Raw genomic sequence first — 11,531 nt, forward strand, 5'->3', positions numbered from 1 at the left:
TCTTTTAACAAAACATTGACCACTGAAATAAAATAATTATTTTTATACCTTGTTATACCATTTAAAAATAAAATAAGTCGGTAAAATGTCGATAGATATTTGACAATCAATATCCAGCTTGCGCAGATAAAGATTACAGCAAATACGAATCGGTATTAGTTCAATAAATGAATTTTAAACTCATCTGATGAAGCTTTTTTCTAATATCTGTATCTTAATTATTATTGGAGTGTTATTTTCCTGTTCTTCACAATCCTATGTAAACCGTGGCGATAAAATGGTAGAGTCCGGACGTTACTACTATGCTCAGGATTTGTACGAAAAAGCCTATAAAAAATCAAAAGATAAAGAAGCGAAAGCAGATATTGCTTACAAAGCAGCTTCCTGTTTTGATCAGGTTAATGAAGTGCGAAAAGCTACTAGTTGGTACCGTAAAGCAATATTAAATCGCGATACCTTTTCAAATGCTGTTTTAAATTTAGCTTACGCTGAAGTAAAAAATGGAAAAATGGAAGAGGCGGAAGAAAATTTTTGGGAGTATTTGGATTTAAAGCCCGAGGCAAAAGTGGATAATGATCCTTCCTTAATTCTAAAGAGAATTAGTACTTGGGAAGAGTATCCAGGAAGGTATAAAGTGGAAATCCTGAACGATTTTAATTCTTCAAGTAGCGACTTTTGCCCAATTTATATGGGAAAAGATACAAATGTTATCTTTTTCTCATCAACAAGAAAGTTAAAAGATAAACCGAAAAAAGATGGAGTAACTGGCGATTATTATTCTAATATTTTTGAATCGCATTATTCTAATGAAGTAATTCGGAAAAGTAAAAAAAGAAAAGGGAAAGAAGCAACCTCCCGAAAAGTAGTTGTGGATACTTATCAATGGAGTAAAGCTCGTGGTGTGGGCGATACCATAAATACAGAATGGAACGAAGGTGCAGCTTGTTTTTCAGCCGATGCCGATGTGTTGTATTTTACTTCGTCTCAAAAAGTAACTAAAGACAATTTGGGAACAAAAATTTTTGTGGTTCAAAGAGAGGATGAGGGCTGGGGACGAGTGGCTCAGTTGGATCTTGTTCCAGATAGTTTAACGGTTGGGCATCCTGCAATTTCAGACGATGGTACGATTCTTTATTTTGTATCCGATATGCCAGGTGGCTATGGAGGAAATGATATTTGGATGGCAAAAAAGAGTGGAAATAGTTGGAGCAAACCTCAAAATTTAGGACGACCAATTAATTCGCCAAATAATGAATTGTTTCCATTCATAAAAAGCAATGGAGATTTGTTTTTTGCTTCCGATCGCAAGGACGGGATGGGTGGATTGGATATCTATCAGGCTAAACGCGAAGAAACAGGGGTTTGGAAAGTGGAAAATATGAAATACCCAATAAATTCCACTGCCGACGATTTTGCAATCACTTTTCAGTTCGATCAGGAGAAAGGAATGTTTACATCTTCCCGAAAAAATGGAAACGACGATATTTATAGATTTGATTATGTGCCTTTGCAATTCGCTTTTGTAGGGAAAATTGTTGATTCAGAAACAAACGAGCCGATCGAGAATGCTTCTATTCATATCGTTTCTTCGGATGGAGAACAAATGGATAGTAAATTGACTGATGAAGGTCAATTTAATATAGAGCTGAATCCCGAATTGGAATACATTGTTATGATTTCTGCCGAAGGATATTTAAATGGAAAAGAGCAGGTAAGTACTTTAGGAATAAAAAATAGTCGCAATTTTAAATCGATTATTGGATTAAAACCAATTGAGAAACCAATTGAATTGCCAAATATATTTTATGATTTTGGAAGTTGGCAGTTAAGAGAGGAATCGAAAACCGCGCTCGATGGCTTGGTGGAAACCTTAAACGATAATCCTAAAATTACCATTGAGCTGGGATCGCATACCGATTATATTGGAAGTGAAACTACCAATCGCGATATCTCTCAAAAAAGAGCACAGTCGGTTGTCGATTATTTAATTGAGAAAGGAATTTATTGGGATCGCTTAATTGCTCATGGTTATGGCGAATCGAAGCCTCAAATAGTGAATGCCGGCAAAGCAAAAGAATTTGAGTTTTTAACCGAAGGTGATGTGCTAAATGAATCTTTCATCAGTAAATTAAAAGAGAAAGAAAAAGACGAGGCGAACCAGTTGAATCGTAGAACCGATTTTATAGTATTATCTACAGATTATATCCCCGGACCAAATTCTAAAGTGAAACCGGGTTCCGATACCAATCAAATAGGAAATACATTAATTAAAGAGCTTTCGGAAATTAAAGGCGTTTTTTATACGATTCAAATTGGAGCGTTCAATAAAAATACGATTCCTCCTATTATTCAAAAATACAAAGTGGTTTTTCGTGGAATTATTGATTCTTCTACCGTGCGATATACTACCGGAATATTCGACGATTTAGACGAAGCTAAGGCGGAAGCAAGTAAGATTAGCGAAACTGGAATTAATGCTTTTGTTATCGCGTACAATAAAGGGAAAAAGATTACCTTTGCCGAAGCAAAAAAAATGAAGAAGTAGGAATGGAAAATTGATTGAGTAAATGGCTGTATAAGTTTCCTTTGGTTGCATATGTGGTTTTTGCCTTTTACCTTTTTACTTTCACCTTTTTATTCTAAACAACCATGAGAAAAGACGAAAGATATAACCTTAGAGGAGTGTCAGCTTCAAAGGAAGATGTGCATAGTGCAATTAAAAATTTGGATAAAGGTTTATTTCCAAATGCATTTTGTAAAGTTGTTCCCGATTACCTTACCGGCGATGCAGACTATTGCAATATTATGCATGCCGATGGTGCTGGAACAAAATCATCTCTGGCCTACATGTATTGGAAAGAAACAGGAGATATTTCGGTGTGGAAAGGTATTGCTCAGGATGCATTAATCATGAATTTGGATGATTTACTTTGTGTTGGAGCGGTCGATAATATTCTTTTGTCATCAACCATTGGAAGAAATAAAAACCTGATTCCTGGAGAAGTGCTTTCTCAAATTATTAATGGAACAGAAGAATTGTTAGCCGAATACAGTAAAATGGGAGTTAATATTCATTCTACTGGTGGCGAAACTGCTGATGTAGGAGATTTGGTTCGTACCATTATTGTTGACTCAACGGTAACTTGTCGTATGAAACGGGAAGATGTAATTACCAATGAGAAAATTCAGGCTGGCGATGTTATTGTTGGTTTGTCATCATCGGGAATTGCAACCTACGAAACAGAATACAACGGTGGAATGGGATCGAATGGCTTAACATCTGCTCGTCATGATGTTTTCTCAAAATATTTGGCCGAAAAATATCCTGAAAGCTTCGATAGTGCAGTGCCTTCCGACTTAGTTTACTCGGGGAACTGTAAATTAACCGATAAAGTTGATGGAGTTGATATTGATGCAGGTAAATTGGTGCTTTCACCAACAAGAACCTACGCGCCAATAATTAAAAAAATCTTGGATCAATTCCGATCACAGATTCATGGAATGATTCACTGTTCGGGCGGTGCTCAAACAAAAGTGCTTAATTTTGTCGACAATATTCATATCATTAAAGACAATATGTTTCCGGTTCCTCCTTTGTTTAAGTTGATTAAAGAACAGAGTGGAACTGCATGGGATGAAATGTACAAAGTGTTTAATATGGGACACCGATTTGAATTATACGTTCCACAGGAAATTGCTGAAGAAATCATCTCTATATCAAAAGAATTTAATGTAGATGCTCAGATTATTGGCCGTTGTGAGCCAAACAAAGGAAAGAAATTGACTATTAAAAGTGAATTTGGAGAGTTTGAGTATTAAAAAAGAGAAGAATATAGAAAAAGAGGCTATCCATTACGAATAGCCTCTTTGTTTTTTGGAGCTTATTGGCTCGTTTTGCATTTTTATTTAAGTGCAGTTGGTTCTGTTTTCTTCAATACTAAAATTTGATTTTCTTTAGCAATTATTTGATTGTAGAATTCTTTTAAATATTCATATTCGGAAGGAACGTATTGTGTTTTATCGGTACTGAAAGCATATTTAACAACAACTTTGTTGTTCGAATAGTTAACTTGGTAGGTGTATTCACCACCATTATCAGGAAGGGTAATTTTAGAAGATTTTGGTTGTTCCTCAAGAATGTAATTTTCCGGAAGCTCAAGAATAAGTAAATAACTAACACTAATTGGATATCCAAAATTAACCGGATATTCCCTTTGTTCTAGTTTAAAAGGGTTTTCGGATGTTTTATATTTTAAAATTGGATTGAAATAGATTCGTTCCCCCTCCATGTTTACCAGATTTTCAATTGCTACAGAGTAGCGAATTTGTGTAGGTTTATTTCTGTCATCCAAGTTTTTGTACTCAATCTCTGAAATATTCCAGTCTTCATAATTCGATTCTAATTTTTCGCTGTATCCATCAGTATTGTTTGCAATCTTTTTTCTGATGTCTATGGATTCATAGTCGTAAAAGGCTTCGGAAATTTTTCCTTCAATAGTCCCCTCTTTGGTTAAGCTAAGAGACGACACCATGGAAATTTTTGATCCTGTATTTGGATCCAGATTAATCCATTCTGAGTCATTCTCAGTTATTAATCTGCCTTTGTCATTTAAACATCTAAATGGAAGAATTCCAATTGGGCAATAGGGGTCTGTTGCATCCATTAAATATTTTTTGTCGTTTATTTCAGCACAGGCAATTACATAGTTCATTTGGGTTATGGTAGGATGCGATGGATGAATAATTCCATTTTTACGGGTGCTTAAAACAATTGGATTAGCTTTTATTCCTGCCTCGCGAAGCATTGCTACCAAAAGGAGATTAATTTCTGCCGAACTGCCAGCTTTATCTTTCCATGTGTTTTTCAAACTTTTATCGCAGAATAGTCGGTATTTCTCATCCCATTTTACATTGTTTTGTACGGCCTGAAATAGTAAAGCTGTTTTTTCTTCTTCAGTTTGTTCTTCTTTTATTATTTCCGAAAGAATATCTTTAGTAAATCCATCTTTTTTCATCGCAAGTCCAAACTCATCGGATTTAATTAGTTTCTCATTCACGTTTTCCCATGTGGAGGTAAAATTGTGGAAAGCTCCATAGTCGAATTTGTACGATTGTAATTCAAATTCAATACAACACATGTAGTTTTCCTCGGCAAGCATGTATGATTCGCTTTTAAAAGCTGGAATATTTTCGGCAGAATAGATATTGGCCTGCGAAACGGGAGTAAGGGTATATTGATGTTCAATTGATTTCGCACTTCCCGAGTTTTTATCCATTTCGGTGTATTTTATAAGGAAGTTTTCAGTTCTATGTCCATCATTGGTGGTGGTAAGGGGGTAATATCCTTTGGTAGTGATTTGGTAGTTAAAATAACTTGGTATTCTGGTGTTGTATTCAGAATAAACTACAGGAATACTGTATTGAAATTTCCATGCTTTAAAGTTGTGGAAGAAAGGGGTTGTAACCTGATATTTAATTTCCAATACCGATCCTACTTTTATATTTGGCATGGTGAATTTTACTTGTTTCCAATTTGGCGTAGTCTCTTCATCGAAAATAGAATTCCGCTCCAACTTATCTGTTATAATTTTTCCGTCAAGATTGTAAGTTTTTGCTTTTATACTTCCCATTTTTTCTTCTCCGTCTGTACTGTGGTATAATGGAATTTTAAATGTTGCGTAGTTAAAGCCTTCTGGTTTTAGAATTTTAATCCGTACATGGCGTTCAAATTTAATTACAAAATCGCTGCTTTCATTAATAAATTGAGTTTCAAAATAGGAGGATCCGCTGTCATATAAAATTACCGCTACGGCACTGGTGTCTTTGTCGTAAGTAGTCATTGCTAACTCTTCCATAGATACTTTCCCAAATTTAATTCTTCCATTGTCAGCCTTAGAGTTGTTGATTGCTGCAATAAAAAGAAATAACGAAAAAGTAATTTTCATTAAATTGTTCATAGTTTGTTTGGTTAGATGGTGATGTTTATATTTAGTTTTATATTGGAGACAATTCAATTTTATATTTTTAATATTAAGATTTATTATCTTAAATAAAAAATCCAAAAGATCTGAGAAGTAGTTTTTTAGGAGCAAATTGAGTGCAAAAAGTTCTTGAAAGAGGCTTTATTGGTCGATTTCTTAAAAATCACATTCTAAATTGAGAAAGCTTTATTTAAAATGGTTTTATTTTTCTAATTTTGTCCAAAATTTAGAATTCAGAACATGAGCAGTAATTTGTTACTTGATAAATTAGAAGGTGTCCTTATCCGATTCAAGGAGGTTAGTCAATTGATTACCGATCCCGAGGTGATGGGGGACATGAAAAGGTACGTAAAGCTAAGCAAAGAATATAAAGAATTGGAAGCCGTTTCAGAAGCAGCTAAAAAATTCAGAAATGCGCTTGATACTATGGCAGAATCAAAGCAGATATTAAGTAATGAATCGGATGAGGAGTTACGCGAAATGGCCAAAATGGAATTGGAAGATTTGGAGGAGACAATCCCAGAGTTGGAAGAGAATATTAAATTACTTCTCGTTCCAGCCGATCCAGAAGATTCTAAAAATGCAATTTTAGAAGTGCGAGCAGGTGCTGGTGGCGATGAAGCCAGTATTTTTGCAGGCGATTTAGCAAGAATGTATACTAAGTTTTGTGAATCTAAGGGGTGGAAAGTTTCAGTTTCAAGTCTTAGTGAAGGAACTTCAGGCGGATATAAGGAAATTGTGATGAGCGTTACCGGAAATGGGGTATACGGAATCTTAAAATATGAATCGGGAGTACATCGTGTACAAAGGGTGCCACAAACAGAAACTCAAGGCCGTGTGCATACAAGTGCAGCTTCCGTAGCGGTTCTTCCAGAAGCAGAAGAGTTCGATATCGATGTGAAAGATAGCGATATCCGTAAAGATACGTATTGTTCATCTGGCCCTGGCGGACAGTCTGTGAATACTACTTATTCGGCTATTCGTTTAACTCACAATCCAACTGGTATTGTTGTAACTTGTCAGGATCAAAAATCTCAAATCAAAAATTTAGCCAAAGCAATGGTGGAATTACGTTCCCGTATTTATGCGTTGGAGCATCAGAAATATTTGGATGAGATTTCATCGAAACGAAAAACAATGGTTTCGACCGGCGATCGATCGGCAAAAATTCGTACCTATAATTATCCGCAAGGAAGGGTAACCGATCATCGTATCAATTTTACGATGTATAATTTAACTGCCACAATGGATGGAGATATTCAGGAGGTAATTGATAAGCTTCAAATTGAAGAAAATTCAGAACGACTTAAAGAAAGTGGTTTGTAATAATATTGGCAGTGGTTTTACCACTGCCAATTTTGTAATAGCTAGTAAACAACCATAGAAGGAAGCACCCGCTGTTAGATAAAAATTTCCTAAGGAATAAGTATCTAATTTGTGGAAATTTCCATCTGATCCAATCATTAAAATTATAAACGGATGAATTACCAAGAATTATTCGAGCAAATTAAGAAAAAGAAGAGTTTTCTCTGCGTGGGTTTAGATAGTGATAGTAAGAAAATACCAGCTCATCTTTTAACTACCGAAGATCCAGTTTTCGAATTCAATAAAGCAATTGTGGATGCTACAGCAGCATATACAGTTGCCTATAAACCTAATATTGCATTTTACGAATGTCTTGGTGCTAAAGGATGGATCAGCCTGGAAAAAACAGTAAACTATATCAAAAAGAATTATTCAGATGTTTTTTTGATTGCTGATGCTAAAAGAGGGGATATTGGTAATACTTCAAAAATGTACGCAAGCGCTTTTTTAGAGAACATGCCTTTCGATTCAATTACCGTAGCTCCTTATATGGGCGAAGATTCGGTAACTCCCTTTCTCGAATACGATAATAAATGGGTAATTCTTTTGGCTCTTACTTCAAATAAAGGAGCTTTCGATTTGCAATTCTTCGAACAAAATAAGCAAAGATTGTTTGAAAGAGTTTTGGAGAAATCTCAGGAATGGGGTACGAAAGAAAATATGATGTACGTTGTTGGAGCTACAAAAGCAGAAATGTTAGGCGATATTCGTAAACTTGCTCCCGATCATTTCTTACTCGTACCTGGGGTTGGTGCTCAAGGAGGAAGCTTGCAGGAGGTTGCTAAGTATGGAATGAATAATGCATGTGGATTATTGGTCAATTCTTCTAGAGGAATTATTTTTGCTGATATTTCAGAGAGATTTGCAGAGGTAGCAGGAGAGAAGGCTAAAGAATTACAGGAAGAAATGGAACAATTATTAAAAGAGAAATCTTTATTGTAAATTTCAATAAGAGATATTAGAAGGCGGAAATCAATGATTTACCGCCTTTTTTATTGATAAATACAAGATAATTTGGTAAATTCGGTCTTTGATGATATAAAATTGATTCGATGAATGAGGATTTCTTGCAATTTATTTGGAAACAGAATCTGTTTTCTAAAACAAGTCTTTTTTCTACTCAAGGAAATGCAATTGAGATTATTGATGTAGGAAAACAAAATTTTGATTCCGGACCCGATTTTTTTGATGCGAGAATTAGAATAGATAATGTGTTATGGGCCGGAAATGTGGAAATACATCTAAAATCTTCGTTGTGGTATTTGCACGAGCACGATACCGATCCAGCCTACGAAAATGTTGTATTGCACGTGGTATTAGAAGATGACTCTTCGGTTGTTCTGAAAAATAAACGCTTGATACCTTGTTTGGTATTGAGCTTTACTCCTGAATTATTGAATAACTACAAAAAACTAATGCTATCTGAAAAATGGATTCCTTGTGTCGATGAAATTGGCAAAATTGAAAGTTTTTTTGTTCGAAATTGGCTCGACAGAATGCTTTTGGAACGCCTAGAGCGCAAGTCTAATGAGATGCAAAAAATTTTAGAGCAAAATAAGTACTCTTGGGAGGAAACATTTTATCAGGTGCTGGCACAATATTTTGGAATGAAAGTGAATGCGGAGCCTTTTCAACAGTTAGCTCGATCTATTCCTATGAAATTTCTTGCTCGTCAAAAGAATTCTCTCTTTCAGCTAGAAGCATTAATGTTTGGGCAGTCAGGATTATTCGAAAAGTTCGATACTGAAGAAGAGTATCTCCAGAAATTAAAAAGTGAATATGAATTTTTAGCCAATAAATATCAACTGAAAGCATTATCCTCAGGCCAGTGGAAATGGTTGCGCCTGCGTCCTTCTAACTTCCCAACCATACGAATTGCACAATTTGCGGCTTTAGTGCATAAATCGGAATCCTTGTTTTCTCAAATACTCCATGCCAATTCCATCGACGAAATAACGAAACTTTTAAATTGTCAGGCTTCTGAATACTGGACAATCCATTATCAGTTTGGAATAGAATCGCACGAAAAAAAGAAGGTTTTTGGACAAGCTGGCATTAATGCCTTAATAATTAATTCAATAGTGCCAATTTTGTTTCTTTATGGAAAGATTAACGATTCTCAAAAATTGGTCGATAAAGCCTGCGATTTTTTGGATCAACTTGATGCGGAAGATAATTCCATTACGCGAAAATGGAAAGAATGTGGTGTTCACGTGAAAACAGCATATCATTCTCAAGCCTTGCTTCAGTTGAAGTCGAATTATTGCGAACGCTTTAACTGTCTGCAATGCGAATTTGGAAACCGAATAATTAGAAATGTGGCTATTGAATTGTCATGAGAAAAATATAGATTTGCGATACCTTCGTTAGGCTTTAATGATTATATTGGATTTTAATCTAGCAGGAATGAATAAACAGAAAATTTGGGAGGAAAACATAAAGACATTAAGTATATCCATGTCATCGGTAGTGTTGGCTCTTTTAATTGGTACAGTGGGCTTTATGTTGTTGGATGATGCCTATTCTTTTATTGATGCTCTGTATATGACCGTCATTACTATTTCAACGGTTGGCTTCACAGAGGTGCATCCTATGACGAGCGCAGGGAAACTATTTACAATTTTTCTAATTTTTGTCAGTTTTGGAATATTTGGATATTTGGCCTCTGCTATCACCCGATTTATATTAGATGGCGTTTTTCGTAGAAATTTAAAAGACTATAGAATTGTGAGAAGTATAGAAAAATTAAGTGGACATGTTATTGTTTGTGGTTTTGGTAGAAACGGTAGACAGGCATGTATCGAATTAATAGCGCATGGCGAAAATGTTGTTGTTGTTGATTCTATGGAAAGTTCTATCGATAAGGTTCGTTTAATGCCTGAATTATTATTTGTTCAGGGAGATGCTACTCAAGAAGATGTATTGAACATGGCAAACATATCAACCGCTAAAGCATTAATAACTGCAATTCCGAACGATGCAGAAAATGTATATGTTGTGCTTACTGCCCGGGAAATGAATTCTACAATTAAAATTATATCCCGATCAGAGATGAGTCAATCCGATAATAAACTGAAAAGAGCTGGAGCTGATAATGTAATTATGCCGGATCGACTGGGAGGACAACAAATGGCAAAATTAGTTGCACAGCCCGATGTTGTTGAATTCTTAGATAATATTTTGTTGCAATCTACTAAAGGGGTTAAGTTGGAAGAGGTTAGTTGTATCGATTTATCTGCCTGCTTTGCTGGGAAATCTATTCGAGAGTTAAATGTAAGAGATAAGTCCGGTGCCAATATTATTGGTTTAAAAGATGAAGGGGGCGCATACGTATACAATCCGTCTCCCGAAATAGTTTTGGATAAATCTTTTCATCTTTTTGTTCTTGGAAATAAAGAGCAGGTGTATAATCTAAAGCAATTATTGGTAGAGGGCATATAATAGTTTCTTATTGTAGCTATAAGAAAAGAAAGTCACCATCCACATGGTGATTTTCTTTCGTCTGTAAATCAGCACTTTAAATTTTTATTTTATTTTTTCTGATTAAACATTTGGAAGTGTGGAGACTCTTCTGCTATATTTGCATCCACTTTCAACGGAGAGTGGATTTATAAAATGGTTGTTTAGTAGTATTTTATAGGCAGTGGTAGGGTGGTCGTAGGAATCTTTTTATGATTGTATACACCTACTAAACTTCCAATTTATTTTTCTTTGAATTTTTTTCACTTTGGGTTTGGATATGTAGATTTTTATTTCTTATCTTTGCATCCGCTTTAAGGGTTAACGAACTCGACGAGTCACTAGGAAACATGGGGCTTAGGAGTGTAATTAGCTTTAAAAAAAAAGTTGAAAAAACATTTGCAGGTTAGGAATTAAATTCTTTATCTTTGCACCCGCTTTAAACGGCAAAAGTTCTTTACAAGATTGTGGTTGAAACGGTTTTATACCGGCAAAAAAAAAGATAAAAAAAACTTTACTTTTTTCTTGCAGATGAGCTTAAAAAGTCTTTATCTTTGCAACCGCTTTTAGAGGCAGTAACGACTGTCTTTTAGGAATTGAAATTATTAGAACAGGTCGCCTTTAGAGATAGAGGATAAACGATCGAAAAGAGTTCTTTGAAAATATTGGAAACAACAAGTTAGGTAAATACAAGAATAAAAACCTTGTCAATAAGAATTACGATAA

7 protein-coding genes are annotated in these 11,531 nt (G+C 35.1%); 6 read left to right on the top strand and 1 reads right to left on the bottom strand.

Annotated elements, in window-relative coordinates; all coding sequences use genetic code 11:
• The first annotated feature begins 187 nt into the window (after positions 1–187).
• Together porE and BZG02_RS17965 are read left to right on the top strand one after the other, a co-directional pair.
• Positions 188–2,545, top strand: coding sequence for a PorE family type IX secretion system protein (porE, locus tag BZG02_RS17960; protein ID WP_101263128.1), 2,358 nt, complete (start codon positions 188–190; stop codon positions 2,543–2,545).
• 104 nt (positions 2,546–2,649) lie between these two features.
• A complete protein-coding gene (locus BZG02_RS17965) occupies positions 2,650–3,819 on the top strand; it encodes an AIR synthase related protein (RefSeq protein ID WP_101263129.1) in 1,170 nt (389 codons plus the stop codon).
• 83 nt (positions 3,820–3,902) lie between these two features.
• Here BZG02_RS17965 and BZG02_RS17970 read toward each other — a convergent pair whose 3' ends face one another.
• Positions 3,903–5,957, bottom strand: a complete 2,055-nt coding sequence (locus tag BZG02_RS17970) for a DUF3857 domain-containing protein (protein WP_101263130.1) — start codon at positions 5,955–5,957, stop codon at positions 3,903–3,905.
• A 264-nt stretch (positions 5,958–6,221) separates the two neighbouring features.
• Between BZG02_RS17970 and prfA the strand changes: the two genes are divergently transcribed.
• The 4 genes from prfA (at position 6,222) to BZG02_RS17990 (ending at position 10,787) form a co-directional block, all read left to right on the top strand.
• A complete protein-coding gene (gene prfA / locus BZG02_RS17975) occupies positions 6,222–7,307 on the top strand; it encodes a peptide chain release factor 1 (protein ID WP_101263131.1) in 1,086 nt (361 codons plus the stop codon).
• Between the two features lie 153 nt (positions 7,308–7,460).
• Positions 7,461–8,288: an orotidine-5'-phosphate decarboxylase gene (gene pyrF, locus BZG02_RS17980; RefSeq protein ID WP_101263132.1), complete on the top strand. Its 828-nt coding sequence runs from the start codon at positions 7,461–7,463 to the stop codon at positions 8,286–8,288.
• Positions 8,289–8,398: 110 nt separating this feature from the next.
• Positions 8,399–9,685 carry a DUF2851 family protein gene (locus BZG02_RS17985; protein WP_101263133.1) on the top strand — a complete coding sequence of 429 codons (1,287 nt, stop codon included), beginning with the start codon at positions 8,399–8,401 and terminating at the stop codon, positions 9,683–9,685.
• A 67-nt stretch (positions 9,686–9,752) separates the two neighbouring features.
• Positions 9,753–10,787, top strand: a complete 1,035-nt coding sequence (locus BZG02_RS17990; RefSeq protein ID WP_180335779.1) for a potassium channel family protein — start codon at positions 9,753–9,755, stop codon at positions 10,785–10,787.
• Positions 10,788–11,531: the final 744 nt, after the last annotated feature.

It is taken from the genome of Labilibaculum filiforme, from assembly GCF_002843315.1.
Classification (GTDB): domain Bacteria; phylum Bacteroidota; class Bacteroidia; order Bacteroidales; family Marinifilaceae; genus Labilibaculum; species Labilibaculum filiforme.

What these genes read in the sequence shown, in the direction of transcription:
- porE (WP_101263128.1), top strand. Translation starts at nt 188, where the DNA reads ATGAAGCTTTTTTCTAATATCTGTATCTTAATTATTATTGGAGTGTTA.
- BZG02_RS17965 (WP_101263129.1), top strand. Translation starts at nt 2,650, where the DNA reads ATGAGAAAAGACGAAAGATATAACCTTAGAGGAGTGTCAGCTTCAAAG.
- BZG02_RS17970 (WP_101263130.1), bottom strand. Translation starts at nt 5,957, where the DNA reads ATGAACAATTTAATGAAAATTACTTTTTCGTTATTTCTTTTTATTGCA.
- prfA (WP_101263131.1), top strand. Translation starts at nt 6,222, where the DNA reads ATGAGCAGTAATTTGTTACTTGATAAATTAGAAGGTGTCCTTATCCGA.
- pyrF (WP_101263132.1), top strand. Translation starts at nt 7,461, where the DNA reads ATGAATTACCAAGAATTATTCGAGCAAATTAAGAAAAAGAAGAGTTTT.
- BZG02_RS17985 (WP_101263133.1), top strand. Translation starts at nt 8,399, where the DNA reads ATGAATGAGGATTTCTTGCAATTTATTTGGAAACAGAATCTGTTTTCT.
- BZG02_RS17990 (WP_180335779.1), top strand. Translation starts at nt 9,753, where the DNA reads ATGAATAAACAGAAAATTTGGGAGGAAAACATAAAGACATTAAGTATA.